At 63.1% G+C, this 14,029-nt stretch carries 15 protein-coding genes; 3 read left to right on the top strand and 12 right to left on the bottom strand.

The features are described 5' to 3' along the window. Window positions 1-274 precede the first annotated feature (274 nt). Window positions 275-1,174, bottom strand: coding sequence for a LysR family transcriptional regulator (locus tag HX851_RS21575; RefSeq protein ID WP_177062817.1), 900 nt, complete (start codon window positions 1,172-1,174; stop codon window positions 275-277). Window positions 1,175-1,292: 118 nt separating this feature from the next. Here HX851_RS21575 and HX851_RS21570 point away from each other — a divergent pair, with 118 nt between their 5' ends. The 3 genes from HX851_RS21570 to HX851_RS21560 all read left to right on the top strand — a co-directional run bounded on the left by HX851_RS21570 (window position 1,293) and on the right by HX851_RS21560 (window position 4,558). Continuing rightward, the gene (locus HX851_RS21570; protein WP_177064453.1) at window positions 1,293-2,570 is read left to right on the top strand and encodes an MFS transporter; all 1,278 of its coding nucleotides are present in this window, start codon (window positions 1,293-1,295) and stop codon (window positions 2,568-2,570) included. A gap of 78 nt (window positions 2,571-2,648) precedes the next feature. Next, complete coding sequence (locus HX851_RS21565; RefSeq protein WP_177064452.1) at window positions 2,649-3,920, top strand: AAA family ATPase; 1,272 nt, start codon at window positions 2,649-2,651, stop codon at window positions 3,918-3,920. Beyond that, complete coding sequence (locus HX851_RS21560) at window positions 3,917-4,558, top strand: retron system putative HNH endonuclease (RefSeq protein WP_177064451.1); 642 nt, start codon at window positions 3,917-3,919, stop codon at window positions 4,556-4,558. The genes HX851_RS21565 and HX851_RS21560 overlap by 4 nt, the downstream gene beginning before the upstream one ends. 3 nt (window positions 4,559-4,561) lie before the next feature. On the opposite strand, the gene HX851_RS21555 is transcribed toward HX851_RS21560, so the two are convergent. The 11 genes from HX851_RS21555 to HX851_RS21505 are packed head-to-tail and all read right to left on the bottom strand — an operon-like array spanning window position 4,562 to window position 13,924. Continuing rightward, window positions 4,562-5,032 (bottom strand): type II secretion system protein M, encoded by a 471-nt coding sequence (locus tag HX851_RS21555; protein ID WP_177064450.1) that lies wholly within the window; start codon window positions 5,030-5,032, stop codon window positions 4,562-4,564. Next, the gene (gene gspL / locus HX851_RS21550; RefSeq protein ID WP_177064449.1) at window positions 5,029-6,123 is read right to left on the bottom strand and encodes a type II secretion system protein GspL; all 1,095 of its coding nucleotides are present in this window, start codon (window positions 6,121-6,123) and stop codon (window positions 5,029-5,031) included. The genes HX851_RS21555 and gspL overlap by 4 nt, the downstream gene beginning before the upstream one ends. Continuing rightward, complete coding sequence (locus HX851_RS21545; RefSeq protein WP_439899233.1) at window positions 6,120-6,980, bottom strand: type II secretion system protein GspK; 861 nt, start codon at window positions 6,978-6,980, stop codon at window positions 6,120-6,122. The genes gspL and HX851_RS21545 overlap by 4 nt, the downstream gene beginning before the upstream one ends. Then, window positions 6,977-7,522 carry a type II secretion system protein GspJ gene (locus tag HX851_RS21540; RefSeq protein ID WP_177062823.1) on the bottom strand — a complete coding sequence of 182 codons (546 nt, stop codon included), beginning with the start codon at window positions 7,520-7,522 and terminating at the stop codon, window positions 6,977-6,979. Before HX851_RS21540 ends, HX851_RS21545 begins: the two co-directional genes overlap by 4 nt. Continuing rightward, complete coding sequence (gene gspI / locus HX851_RS21535; RefSeq protein WP_177062824.1) at window positions 7,515-7,895, bottom strand: type II secretion system minor pseudopilin GspI; 381 nt, start codon at window positions 7,893-7,895, stop codon at window positions 7,515-7,517. The genes HX851_RS21540 and gspI overlap by 8 nt, the downstream gene beginning before the upstream one ends. Continuing rightward, window positions 7,885-8,355 carry a type II secretion system minor pseudopilin GspH gene (gene gspH / locus HX851_RS21530; RefSeq protein ID WP_177062825.1) on the bottom strand — a complete coding sequence of 157 codons (471 nt, stop codon included), beginning with the start codon at window positions 8,353-8,355 and terminating at the stop codon, window positions 7,885-7,887. The genes gspI and gspH overlap by 11 nt, the downstream gene beginning before the upstream one ends. 3 nt (window positions 8,356-8,358) lie before the next feature. After that, entirely contained in the window at window positions 8,359-8,799 is a 441-nt protein-coding gene (gspG, locus tag HX851_RS21525; protein WP_177062826.1) for a type II secretion system major pseudopilin GspG, read from the bottom strand. A 3-nt stretch (window positions 8,800-8,802) separates the two neighbouring features. Beyond that, window positions 8,803-10,014: a type II secretion system inner membrane protein GspF gene (gene gspF / locus HX851_RS21520; RefSeq protein ID WP_177062827.1), complete on the bottom strand. Its 1,212-nt coding sequence runs from the start codon at window positions 10,012-10,014 to the stop codon at window positions 8,803-8,805. Window positions 10,015-10,016: 2 nt separating this feature from the next. After that, window positions 10,017-11,480 carry a type II secretion system ATPase GspE gene (gene gspE, locus HX851_RS21515; RefSeq protein ID WP_177064448.1) on the bottom strand — a complete coding sequence of 488 codons (1,464 nt, stop codon included), beginning with the start codon at window positions 11,478-11,480 and terminating at the stop codon, window positions 10,017-10,019. Further along, window positions 11,477-13,390, bottom strand: a complete 1,914-nt coding sequence (gspD, locus tag HX851_RS21510) for a type II secretion system secretin GspD (protein ID WP_177064447.1) — start codon at window positions 13,388-13,390, stop codon at window positions 11,477-11,479. Before gspD ends, gspE begins: the two co-directional genes overlap by 4 nt. Next, window positions 13,391-13,924 carry a type II secretion system protein N gene (locus tag HX851_RS21505; RefSeq protein WP_370590615.1) on the bottom strand — a complete coding sequence of 178 codons (534 nt, stop codon included), beginning with the start codon at window positions 13,922-13,924 and terminating at the stop codon, window positions 13,391-13,393. Window positions 13,925-14,029 lie beyond the last annotated feature (105 nt).

The following is a 14,029-nucleotide window of genomic DNA, read 5'->3' as shown; positions in this document are numbered from 1 at the left end:
CATTGACGATGTTCCGCAACACATAGCGAGCATGATCGTTAACAAAGCGCCAATTTACTGCGAATTTCGTGAAATGCGGAGCAACCATCGGCTAACCGTCATGAAAACCCCTGCTGGGTCTTTGGTGTTAGAGCCGCGCTAAGAACGTCGGGGCTTTGGCTACTACGTCGTGACTTGGTATCCAAAGCGCAGAGCTAGCGGAACTTTAGGCTACAAAAGATGGATCAGCCGAATAAGCGCCCTCTGTCTGAAATCTCTCATGAGCCCAACAGAATCAGACCTGATCCTTTGTCTGCCGCGTCAGCAACTCGACAAACGCCTTGGCCATCGGCGACTTCTGGTCCTTGCGCTGCACCAGCCACACCGCCGACACCGCATCCGGATCGAGCAAGGGCCGATAGACCACACCGTCGATGCGGATCCGCTGGTAGGACGCCGGCAGTACCGACACCCCCAAGCCCGCCGCCACCAGACCGATGATGGTCATCGCCTCGCCGGCTTCCTGGGCAAAGTGCGGGCTGAAGCCGGCCTGGCGCGCCAGGGTCATGAGCTGCGCATACAACCCGCTGCCATAGCTGCGCGGGAAAAACACAAAGGGCTCCAGCGCCAGTTCCGACAGGTGCAATCCAGCCTCGCTGCCCGTTGCCAGCGGGTGATTGGAACTGAGCACCGCCACCAGCGGCTCATGCATCAACTCGACGACATCCAGCGCCTCGGGCAATGGCAACGGGCGCATCAGGCCGACCTCGATCGACTCATCCATCAGTCCATCGGCGACCATCTTGCTGCTCATTTCCCGCAGATTCAGGTGCACCGCCGGAAAGGACTGGCGAAACGCAAAGAGCACCTGGGGAATCGTCGAATTGAACGGCGCCGACGAGGTGAAGCCGATCTTCAGCTCCCCCAACTCGCCCAACTGGGCGCGTCGGGCCACATCCGCCGCCTTGTCGACTTGCACCAGCACCAGCCGCGCCTCTTCCAGGAACAGGCGACCGGCCTCACTGAGCTCGACCCGACGATTGGTCCGCTCGAACAACCGCGCCCCCAGTTCCTGCTCCAGCGCCTGGATCTGCTGGCTCAAGGGTGGCTGGGAGATCCCCAGCAGCTCTGCGGCACGGCCAAAATGCAGCTCCTCGGCCACCGCAATGAAGTAGCGCAAATGCCGCAATTCCATAAACACCTCATTGAGTCGCAAAACCTATCAAACAGGTCGAACAATATATTGGAAAGAATAGTTAGCCAGCTATATGCTTTTTCCATTACCTGACCGGCTGCTCCTCCCGAGGTCCCCCGTGAAAACTGCTGTCGCTCCACTGGCCCACGAAATTCCCCCCAGCGCGCTGGACGATGTTGTCGCCCAACTCAACGATACCTATATTGAAAAAGGCACCCCGGCGTTCATGCGCACGGTGCTGGCGCTGTTCTCCGGCGGCTTCGCCACCTTCGCCCTGCTGTACTGCGTGCAGCCGATGATGCCGGTGCTGTCCAGGGAGTACGGCATCAATGCTGCCCAGAGCAGCCTGATCCTCTCGGTGGCGACCGCGATGCTAGCCATCGGCCTGCTGATCACCGGACCGATTTCCGACAGCCTCGGGCGCAAGCCGGTGATGGTGATCGCTCTGTTCGGCGCGGCGCTGTTCACCCTGCTCGGCGCGTTCATGCCCAACTGGCAGGGCGTGCTGCTGATGCGGGCGCTGGTGGGACTGTCGTTGAGCGGCCTGGCGGCGGTCGGCATGACCTACCTGAGCGAGGAGATCCATCCCCAGCACATCGGCCTGGCGATGGGCCTGTATATCGGTGGCAACGCCATCGGCGGGATGAGCGGGCGACTGATCATCGGCGTACTGATCGACTTCGTCAGCTGGCACACCGCCCTACTGGTGATCGGCGGCCTGGCGCTGATCGCGGCGACCGTGTTCTGGAGGATCCTCCCGGAATCGCGCAACTTCCGCCCGAGCAAACTCAATACCCGTAACCTGCTCAATGGCTTCACCATCCATTTTCGCGATGCCGGCCTGCCGTGGCTGTTTGTCGAAGGCTTCCTGCTGATGGGTGCCTTCGTGACCCTGTTCAACTACATCGGCTATCGCCTGCTGGCCGAACCCTACGGCCTGAGCCAGGCCTTTGTCGGCCTGCTGTCGATCGTCTACCTGTCGGGGATCTACAGCTCGGCACAGATCGGTTCTCTGGCCGACAAACTGGGCCGGCGCAAGGTGCTGTGGGCGATGATCGTGATGATGCTGGCGGGGATTGCGCTGACCATGGCCATGCCACTGCCGGTGGTGATTGTCGGCGTCCTGCTGTTCACCTTCGGTTTCTTCGGCGCGCACTCGGTGGCCAGCAGCTGGATCGGCCGTCGGGCGCTGACAGCCAAGGGCCAGGCGTCGTCGCTCTACCTGTTCTGCTACTACGTCGGCTCCAGCGTCGCCGGCACCCTGGGCGGCGTGGCCTGGCACTACGCGGGCTGGAACGGTATCGGCCTGTTTATCGGTGGATTGCTGGTGCTGGCCTTGCTGGTGGCGCTGAAGCTGGCGCGGCTGCCGGTGCTGGCGGGTAACGTTAAAGCCTAGAGACAAATGCGCCGCTAGCGGTTGCGGCGCGCCAAGGTACACTGAGCGCATCTGTCCGTTTTGCTAAGGGAAGCCGGCATGCGCCTGGACCATCTGCATATCCAGAATTTTCGTTGCTACGAAGACGCTCACTTTGACTTCCAGCCTGGGTTCAATCTGGTGGTGGGGGTCAATGGGAGTGGGAAGACTTCGTTGTTGCAGGCGGCGGCGCTCGCGTTTATTGACTATGGCAATACAGTCGACACATCTACCACATCCTTTGGTGTCGAAAATATACGTCTTGTCATGAGCAAGTTTGAAGGAAGAGTCCGCTTAGACCGCTCCTATCCAATGTCCATACACGCCAAAGGCAAAGCTGTGAGCCTTGACGAATGGAGGGTGGTGCTAAAACTGGAAAAGGATTCAGATACTAGTGACGACAGCCTTGGGCTTTCTACCGATGATTTGGTGGAGGACGTAGACGACGGAGGATTGATCGACTTATCGATATTGGCTTTCTATCGCGCTAACAGACGCTGGGAAAGTGCCGGCATTTCCGCCGAATACGCCGCACAACAAAAAATATCTCGCTTTGATGGTTATGCAAACTGGTCCAATGCAGTTACTGACCTGAAAGATTTTGAAAGCTGGTTCATCGGTAAAACGCTAGAGCGGATGCAAAACATTCTGGAAGCTGCACCCAACCCTGCAAACTTAGACGACGAATTGGCCTGGGTGAATCGAGCGATCCAGACTGCTCTCCCCGAGGCACATGACTTACGCTACGACCTAAGAGCCCAAACTCTTTTGGTTGATCTAGGCTCTGACAGGACCATTCCCTTCAATAGCCTCAGCGACGGCCAACGCGGCCTTATCGCGCTGATCGCCGATATCGCCCGCCGCATGTGTATTCTCAACCCGCATATGGGCAAGGACGTCCTGCAGAACACCTCGGGCGTGGTCATCATCGACGAGCTGGATATCCATCTTCACCCGGCCTGGCAACGCGCTATCGTCCGCGCCTTGAAAACCGCCTTTCCGAAAGTCCAGTTCATCGCCGCCAGCCATTCGCCGCAGATCATCGGTAGCCTGCGCCCGGAAGAAATCATCGTGCTGGACAACGGTGACAGCTCGCACCCGCGCGTCTCCTACGGACTCGACTCAAGCCGGGTGCTTGAAGAAATCATGGGCGCCCCCCAACGGGAACCTGAAGTAGAAAGCCTGTTGAGCGCGTTGTTCTCCGCACTGGAAAACAACAATCTGGAAGACGCCAAGGCGTGTCTGCTCAACCTGAAAACAGAAGCCCCCGACCTCCCCGAATTCGCCAGGGCCGAAGCCCTGCTAAAGCGCAAGGAGATACTTGGCAAATGAGGCAAGTGATCAAAGGAACTGAACCTGCTTCATTCACCGACTGGAAAGCCTGCGCAAACGAAGATTGGCAGCCCACCTACGAAACACTGCAAAACCCACAGAAGCGCGATCTGCACCTGCGACTGCTACTGGAACAACGCTATGCCTGTTGCTATTGCGGTCGGGAAATTGAGTTGGAAAGCAGCCATATAGAGCATTTCCGGCCGCAGGAACACTTCGAGCACCTGGCGCTGGACTACGAAAACCTGCACGCCTCCTGCCTCAGGGAAACCAAGCCGGGCAACCCGCTGCATTGCGGTCATCGCAAGGACAACTGGTTCGAGGAAGAGCTTCATATCTCGCCCCTCGAGGAAAACTGCGAGCAGCGCTTTTGCTACCGGCTCACAGGCGAAATACAAGCATCCGCCAACGATGCCTGCGCCACGAAAATGATCGACGTGCTGGCTCTAGATATCGCCTATCTCAACAATCGCCGGGAAGAACAACTGCTGGGCTTCTTCGATAACGATTTCCTGATCGATGCCACCGAAGAGGACCTGCATAGGACTGTCGCATTTTTCCGCTCGCTCGAAAACGACCGCCAAGTATCGTTCGGCCACGTTATCGCACGCTATGCGGAACAACTGATCAGGGCGTAAACACTAGTCGGTGAGCCACACCACCCGCGCCTCCAGCAGCTTGTCACGCTTCTCCAGACTCAAGGTCTGCAACAACGCGCCACCCCGTTCGATCTGGTCCAGCCAACCGAACAGGGCCAGGGCCTCTCCCGAGATCGTCACGCGCAGCGACTGCCCATCCTGGTCCAGTTGCTGCAATTCAAGTCCGGCGGCCAGCGTAGTCTCGCCGAGGCGGGTCGACAGCGGTTGCGACGACGTCGAGCGCACGGTTGCCGGGCGGGCACGCTGCACTTCGGCGGCCAGGGCCCAGCGGTGTTGATACAGCCGTTGTGCCTGCGTCAGGCGCTGTTGCGCCGGTTGCCAGAGGCCGCTGAACAACACCACCGCCAGCAGGAAAATACCCAAGCCGATCAACAGCTGGCGCTCGCGCCGGGCCAGGCGTTGCCAGCGCTCCCTCAGCAAGGGCGGAACCGCGATATGCAGACGCCTGGTCATCCATTTTCCTCCAGGGTCAGCACCGCCTGCACCCGCGTGCGGTCCTTGCTTGCACTGCCCAGATGGATCGGCAGCGCGCTTTGGCGCCCGCGTTCGCGCAGTTGCTCCAACTCGGTGAAGCTGTTCGCCGCCAGCAACACCGTCCAGCCCGTACCGGCGCGGTACTCGATACGCTGCACTTCGACGGCGCTGCCACCGATCACCTGTTCGACCAGTTGCACCAGGCGCGCCATCTGCCGGGGCTGCTGTGTATCGGCAGCGCCCAGGGCCTTGAGCTGCGCCGACAGATCGACAATACGGGTCTGCTCCGGATACAGCACCTGGAAGCGCCGGACACTCTGCTCATACAAATGCGCGGCGGTATCTTCGAGGTACTGGCTGCGGGCCAGGGTAAAACCCCAGGACAAGGCGAACAGCGCCAACGCCGAAACCAGCAACAGCGCCCGGGGCCAACGCCCGGCAGTGCGTCGAAACTCGCCCTGGAGCAGGTCCGTGCCCTGCCCCGAACCCAGCAACGTGCTGATCTCGGGCGCTCGCTGCGGATCCAGCCAGCAGAGATCGTCCGGCAATCGTGGGCGCAGGCATTGCAGCGCCGACTCCGACAACGCCAGGCGCGCTTCCAGTGCCCCGCCCAGCAACCAGCGACCGCCCCACCAGGCGCCGTAGGCCCGGTCAGCCGGCAGCAATTCGGCATCGACCTGAAGGCTGGCGAGTTGCAGGTCCAATCCCCGCAGCAAATCGACAATGCCACGCACAAGCGCCTTGTCGATCACCAGCAACGGGTAACGACGCGCCTGATCAGCCGTGCCCACGGCGATATGCAGGTTGTCCAGGTCATCGGCCAATTGCTCCTCGATGGCATAGGCCAGCGCCTGGACCGTCGGTTGCCGCCGCCCGGGCCACGGCTCGCTGCGTAACCAACTGCACGCTTCCATTGGCAGGACCACTCGTACGGACTGCCCCGCCAGTAGCTGGGCAGCGCCAGCCAGAGTCATGTCTTGCGGTTCGGCAGCCTCCCGCCAGCAGGCAACCGGCCAGTCGGTACCCGGCATGGCGAGCCCGCTGGGATAAAGATAAAGCCAATGGTTCATGACGGCGGTTCACTGTCGGTCGGAGGCGGGAAACGGCGCTGTACCACACGCACGCGATGGGTTTTCGGATCGCGCTCAAGGTCACTGACCAGCCGCAGGCGACTGCGTCCGGCGCTCACGTCCACAGCGACCCGGAACCAGCGGCTGTCGACACCCAGGCCATGGCTGGCAATACCCCGCCCCTGAAGACCGGAGGCCAGGGCGAATGCGCCGGCATCGGGGTAACCTTCGGCAGGGCGTTGCTGGACCAGCGCCTGAGCCTCGATGGCGGACAGCCCTTCCAGCGTCGACAACAGCGTCGCTCCGGCGGTGTTGATATTCAGGGTCGCGTCGCCAGGCAAAAGGACAACCCAGGGCAACAGGCGCTGCAAACCCACCTTGTCCACACCGGGAAGCAGCCGCAGTTGGCTCGGGTCGCGGATCTCGGTGCCGCGCAGCGGCGCCAGATCGATGGGTGGAATGTCCAGCAATTGCAGCAACCGCGCCCAGCGAGCGAGGATGATCTCATCGGCCTTGCCGGGCCTGAGTAGCGGGGTCAGGTTGAAGCGTCCGGCCAGGTCTTCGATCTCAAGGCGCACGTCGGCATCGGCCATCGCAAAAGCCACCGGCGGCCGTGCCCACTCCTGGGCCAGATTGATGTTCCGTGACGCTGTCAGTTCGGTATTGCGCAGAAGCTGCGCCGCCCAGTCTTCCACCGCGAATGCCCACTGGCGCAACTGCACTTGGTGAATATGCCGGGTGCTGCTGTGCAGAGTCAGGTGGTGGCTGCGCAGCAGACTGGCGGTCAGCAGCAGCGCCAGGGCCATGATCAACAGCACGGTGATCAGCGCCACACCGCGCTGCTGCCCCGGTATCACGGGCCCTCCGGCAGCGGGATGACCCGACGGATCTGTTCGAAGCGCCCGGCGGACAAGGTGATCTCAAGGGCTCGCGGCCGACCGGCTGTACTCGGCCAATCAGCCCGCCAACCAGCCTTCGCGTCGTAGAATCGCCACTGCAATCGCCGTACATCCGTGAGCAGGACCTGCTGCTGGATAGTCGCCAATTCGGGACTGCGACTGTCGCGCCACAAGAGGCCGTCTTCGAAGCGATAGCTGACTTCCTGGCGCTCGCTGCGCGGTTGGTCCAGCGGGTTGCGCCAGTTACCCCGTTGCAGGCTCAGTACACTCTGGCGCAGTACCAGCGGCGGAGTGTCCACCGGCACGACGAGCTGCAGGACATCCCGTTCGAGCACACCCATCGCCCGTTGCAGCCTGCGCAACGCCTGTTCGTGCAACGACACCTGGCTCTGGACCCGCACCAGCCCGTCATACAGCCGCCAGCAACCAAGACTCAGCAGGCTGAAGATCGCCAGGGCGATAACCAGTTCCAGCAGGGTAAAGCCAGCCTGCCTATTCATCCCGGGACACAGCATCCGCGATCGGCAACCACCCTGTGCCGCGATGCACCACCTGTGGGCTGTCGCCGAGGCGGACTTCCAGTTCCACCCTGATCAGACGCTTGTCGAACGCCGGTATCAGGTTCTGGCTCAAGCGCCACTCACGCCGGTCAAAATGCCGGACCCACTGCTGCCGACCCGGCTCCAGCGCGGATTGCAGGCGCAGCTCAGCCAAGTGATTGTCCGCCAGCCAACTGGCGAACAGACGCTCCTGCAACATGCCGGCCTGACGCAGCACATATTGACTGGCCGACAATACGGCGGCGGCGAGCAGAGCGAATACCGCCAGGGCGACCATCACTTCCAGCAAGGTAAAACCACGCTCAGCTTTCATCGATGGCCGGATCGCCAAGGCCGTCTCCCGAGACACTCAGCCAGCGCCGTTGCGCCGTTTCGTAGTGCAGGGTGAACGCGCTCATTTCATCGCTGCTGAGCACCAGCAACTGTGGCTGATTCAGCCGATCACCGAGTTTCAGCGGCCGCCCTTCGAGCTCCAGACGGAAGTACAAACCATCGGGCAAGCGATAAGGCGCGCCCGCCGAACGCCAGTCAGGACGCTCGAAGACCACCACCTGATAACCACCGGCATTGATCCGCAGGCCGAACTCCTGGCCATCGAGCACGGCCTGCTCACGCAACTGTTGCAGCAGTTGCACCAGTGCGCCGGCCTCATCGCGGGCCTGGCGGGCCGGGCTGGGCTTCATGGAGAAACCGATCAGGCCGACCACCACGCCCATGATCACCACGACCACCAGCAACTCCAGCAAGGTGAAGCCACGCGAACGCCCGTGCATCGGTCAACTCCCCCAATTGCCGATATCGGCGGCCAGTTCCTCGCCGCCGGACACACCGTCCGAACCGAAGGAGTAGAGGTCATAACCCTTGGAGCGGGTGCCCGGGTTCAGGTACTGGTAGGGCGTGCCCCAGGGATCGGTCGGCAGGCGCTTGAGGTAGCCGTGGGGACTCCAGTTCTTCGCTTCCGGCGTGCCCAAGGGTTTCTGCACCAAAGCCTCCAGCCCTTGCTGCGTCGAGGGATAGTTGAAATTGTCGAGACGGTACATCTCCAGCGCGGTACCGATGGCCTGGATATCGGTGCGCGCGGCGGTCACCTTGGCCTGATCGGTCCGCCCCATGAACTGCGGGACCACCAGGGCGCCCAGCACGCCGATGATCACCACCACGACCATGATTTCAATCAGGGTGAAGCCGCGTTGCCGCAAGGTTCGAGAAGTTTTCATGGGTCAATTCACCATTTGGTTGAGGCTGAGAATCGGCAGCAGGATCGCCATGACGATCAGCAGCACGACGCCACCCATCACCACCAGCATCGCTGGTTCGAACAGACTCACGACCAGCGCGATGCGGGCCGCGAGGGTTTTCTCCTGTTGCTCGGCGGCACGCGCCAGCATGCTGTCGAGTTCGCCCGCGCGCTCGCCGCTGGCGATCATGTGCAGCATCAGCGGCGGGATATCGCCGCTCTGCTCCAGGCCGCGGGTCAGGGTGCCGCCCTCGCGCACGGAACGGGCGACCTCGAGCATGCGGCCGCGAATCGTCAGGTTGCCGATCACCGTGGCGGAGATTTCCAGGGCCTCCACCAGGGGCACGGCGCTCTTGCAGAGAATCGCCAGGGTGCTGGCAAAACGTGCCGCCTCCACCGCGCGCAATACCCCGCCGGCCAGGGGCGCGCGCAACAGCCAGGCATGCCAGCGCAGGCGTACCGGCTGCCGGCTCAGGGCAGCACGCAGCAGCAGGACCAGACCGACCGCCGCGGACAGGAGCAACAGCGCGTAATCACGCAGGCCATCGCTGAGGCTGATCAGCCCACGGGTGAGCAAGGGCAGTTCACGACCGCCGTCGATAAAGATCCGCACCACATCCGGCACCACATAGCCCAGCAGAAAACCGACGATGCCCAGGGACGCCAGCAGCAGGATCAGCGGATAGACCAGCGCCAGCTGGATCTTCTGCCGCGATTGCTGGCGGGCTTCGGTGTAGTGGGCCAGTTGCTCCAGCACTTGCCCGAGGTGCCCCGAGCGCTCGCCGGCAGCAAGGGTGGCGCGGAACAATTCGGGGAAGGCCCGAGGGAAGCCCGCCAGCGCCGAGGACAGTTCATAGCCCTCCATGACCCGGCCGCGAACGGCCGCCAGCAGGCTGCCAGCCCGACGCTTTTCGCTCTGCACCGCCACCGCCAGCAAGGCCTCTTCCAGCGGCAGCCCGGCCTGGATCAGGGTCGACAATTGCAGCGTCAACAGCGCCAGTTCAGCAGCACCCAGCCGCGTACCGGCGCCATGGCCGCCGAAGGCGACGGACTGGCTTCGCGCCGCTTTCAACTCGGTAGGCAGCAGCCCTCGCTCGCGCAGCAACTGCCGCGCATGACGGGCACTCTCGGCCTGCTGTTGACCACGACAGCGGCGGCCGTGAGCGTCCTGGGCGTGGTACTCGAAGGTCGGCATTCTCAGTCCTCCTGCGTGACGCGCAGCAGTTCATCGAGGCTGGTGCGACCTTCCAGGACCAGCCGCTGCCCATCCTGGAACAGGCTGGGCGCGACACACCGGGCCTGCCTGGACAGTTCCGGTTCACCGGCACCGCTGTGGATCAAGCCGGACAGGGCCGGGGTCAGGCTGATCAGTTCATGGATCGCGGTCCGCCCGCGATAACCCTGCTGGCAGAACTCGCAGCCCACGGCCCTGAACAGCGTCGCCGGGGCATGCGGGTCCAGGCCGAGGCGCTGGCGGGCCGCCCTGTCGACGACATCCGGCGCCTTGCACGCGGGGCACAGGGTGCGCACCAGGCGCTGGGCCAATACCCCCACCAGCGACGAGGCCAGCAGGTACGCATCGACACCCATGTCCAGCAGACGCGTCACCGCGCCCGCCGCGCTGTTGGTGTGCAGGGTCGAGAGCACCAGGTGCCCGGTCAGGGACGCCTGCACGGCAATCGCGGCGGTTTCCCGGTCGCGTATCTCGCCGACCATCACCACATCCGGGTCCTGGCGCAGGATCGCCCGCAGCCCACGGGCAAAGGTCATCTCGACCTTGGGATTGACCGGCGTCTGTCCGATGCCCGGTAGGTGATACTCGATGGGATCTTCGACGGTGAGGATATTGCGCGTCTGGTCGTTGAGATGGCTCAGTGCCGCGTAGAGGCTGGTGGTCTTGCCGGAGCCGGTCGGGCCGGTGACCAGGAAGATCCCGTGGGGCTTGCCGAGGATGCGCCGGAAACGCTCCAGGGTTTCTGCCGGCATGCCCAGGCGCTCGAGTTCAAGACGCCCGGCCTGCTTGTCGAGCAGGCGCAACACCACCCGTTCACCATGGGCCGAAGGCAGGGTGGAGACCCGTACATCGACTTCGTGCCCGGCCAGCCGCAAGGCCATCCGGCCATCCTGGGGCACGCGTTTTTCAGCGATATCCAGCCGTGCCATGACCTTGATCCGCGACACCAGCAGGGTCGCCAGTTCGCGCCTTGGCCTGAGCACCTCGCGCAACTGGCCGTCCACCCGCAGGCGCACCGAGACGCTGTGCTCGAAGGTTTCCAGGTGTACATCCGAGGCCTTTTCGCGCACGGCTTCGCTGAGCAGGGCATTGATCAGCCGGATGATCGGCGCGTCGCCCTCCTGCTCCAGCAGGTCGGCGGTCTGTGGCAGCCGATCGGCCAGGCTGATCAGGTCCAGTTCGTCGTCCAGGCCCTGGGCGACCTGCTCGGCGGCGCTCTGGCCATCGCTGTAGCAGGCGGCCAGGCGAGCGGCGAACGTCGGCCCGTCGAGCACCTGCACAGGCCACTCCCGGCCGAGCATTCGCCGCGCCTCGGACAAGGCCGTCAGTGGGGTGTCGTCGCGTATCGACAGGAGCGCCGTCGCGCCCTGCGCCTCCAGCAGCACGCCAAAACGCCGGGCAAAGCCGAACGGCAGTTGTCGCGTCATGGTGTGGCCGCCTTGTCCCGGCGCAGATCGATTGCCGCTTCACCGTCGCGACCGTCGAACAGTTGCTGCGGATCGCTGGGTAGCAACAGCGAGTTGCCTTGGCGCACCGAAGGCCGGCTGAGGTCCCGCAGCCGGTTGTAGCGCTGCGCACTGACCTCGACCAGGTCCTCCTTGCCGCGCACGATGCTCGGCCGGAGGAACACCATGAGGTTGGTCTTTTCGTGTTTTTCACTGTTCCAGCGGAACAGCGCGCCCAGGTACGGGATATCGCGCAGCAACGGCACACCGCTTTCCTGGCTGCGGATGCTGTCCTTGATCAGGCCGCCGATCACGATGATTTCGCCATCGTCGGCCAGGATGGTGCTCTTCAGGGCGCGTTTGTTGGTGATCAGATCATCGGTAATCTCCGCACTCTTGGTCAGTTCGGAGTTTTCCTGCTCGATCTGCAGACGCAGGGTCGATCCCTCGTTGATATGCGGGCGGATCTTCAACTTGATCCCGATATCGTGGCGCGTGACCGTGGTATAGGGCTTGCCGTTGCCATCGTCGGAGGGCTGGTAGGAGCCGCTCTTGAAGGGCACGTTCTGGCCGACGAGGATTTCCGCTTCCTGATTGTCCAGGGTCAGCAGGCTGGGCGTGGACAGCACATTGTTGCGGGTATTGCTGGCCAGGGCGGACACCAGCATGCCAAAACGATCATTGCCGATGTGTAGCACCGCACCGTCAGGCAAGGTTGCCTTGGGATCACTGAATTTCGGCAAGGTAATGTTGGCGCCGGCAAAGAGGATCCCACCCTTGGCGCTGCCGGACTTGCCGCCCCACTGCACCCCGAGGGCTTCGTTGATATCCCCGGAAATCTCGACGATCGCCGCATGGATCAGCACCTGCGAACGCGGCTGGTCAAGCTGACGCACGATGCTCTCCAGGGTGCGCACCTGAGCCGGCTCGGCCATCAGGATCAGCGCATTCTGGCTTTCGTCGGCCTTGACCACGGCCTTGCCGGGCGTCGAGTCACGGCTGGTGGCGCCACCGGCATCCTGGCCGAGCCCCTGACCCATGGCATCGAGCACTTCGGCCAACTGCCGGGCATCGCTGTGCCGCAGGCGAATCACCCGGGCGTTGTCCGAGAGCGTCGGCGCCGGTGTGTCGAGCGAGCGCGCCAGTTCGCCCAGGCGCTTGCGCACCACTTCGGGACCGATCAGCAGCAGGCGATTGTTGCGGGTATCGGCAATCACCTGGCTGCCCGACTCGGCGCCCTGCTTGCCCAGGGACTGTTCCATCACGCGGGCCAGGTCAGCCGCGAGGCCGTGTTTCAGTTGCACGACGGCATGGGCATTCTTGTGGCCCGCGTCCAGCTGCCGGACGATCTTCGCGACACGCCGGACGTTGGCGGCCCCGTCGGTGATGACCAGGGCATTGGCCGATGCCGAAGGACCGACATAACCATTGACCGATACCAGCGGACGCACCAACCCGGCGACGTCGGTGGCGACACTGTTGTTCAGCGCCACCACCTCGGTGACGAATTGCCCGGTCCGGGCGCTGCGGCTGTCGGTGTCGCCGGCACGGGTGCGCGCATCCGCCACCGGCGCGACCAGGATACGGTCACCTTCATCGATGACCGTGAAGTTGTGGGCATCGAGTACCGAATAGAACAGCCGCCGCACACCCTCGCGATCCAGTGCCTGTTCCGAAAGTACGGTGATACGACCCTGCACCCGCGGGTCGAGGACCACCGTGGTGCCGAGTATCGAAGACATCTCGCGGACCACATCACGCAACTCGGCATCGTTCATCGCCAGTTGCCATTGAGGCTCCTCGGCACCCGCCGCAGTGACCAGAAGCAGCATCGACAGCAGCAGGCCGGGGACGATCAGGCACCCCGCAGCGGTTCCGGCGGACGGGTTCATTCACTCACTCTGATGCTTGGCGGTGGTTGGCCGCAGATAAAGGGAAGACTCGGCACCGGTACCAGCACCGTGGCCGGCCGCCAGTAACAGGCGCGTGGCGGGTTGCTCCAGGGCGAGCAACTCCTCGCGCCCGTTGCGCCAGAGCACCACGCGCCCGACCTCGACCCGGCGCAGGACGCTGCCGCCGGGCAGACGGTCGCCGACCTGATAGATTTGCTGCCCCTGTGCCCCGGCCAGCAACGCCCGGGACACGCCCGAACTGGCGACGAAACTGGCACGCAGTTGCAGCGGCTCGGCGCTACGGGCCAGAGCATCGGGGGTCGACAGGCCGAGCACCGTTGCCACTGCCATCGGGTCGAGAGGCTCAGGCCTTGGTGCCGGTGCTGTCGCGATGAAGTTGAAGACCGGAGCCGGAGGCAGCTCCCGGCGAAACAGCCACTCCTGCCAGCCCAACCAGGCGCCATAGATCAGCGGTGCCGAGCATAGTAGGATCCGCAGCAGGACCGTGGTATATCTCCCCGCCCGGATATTCACCAGTCTATACGCCAGAGAATTGCATTCTGCATACTCACAAATACCACCACACTATCCGAAGATATAAATCCATCACTTATATAAACCACTCAATTAAAACCAGAA

The sequence above is a fragment of the Pseudomonas gingeri genome (assembly GCF_013385635.1).
Classification (GTDB): domain Bacteria; phylum Pseudomonadota; class Gammaproteobacteria; order Pseudomonadales; family Pseudomonadaceae; genus Aquipseudomonas; species Aquipseudomonas gingeri_A.
The sequence above is the reverse complement of the archived record's forward strand: the minus strand, read 5'-3'. Positions and strand labels throughout refer to the sequence as shown.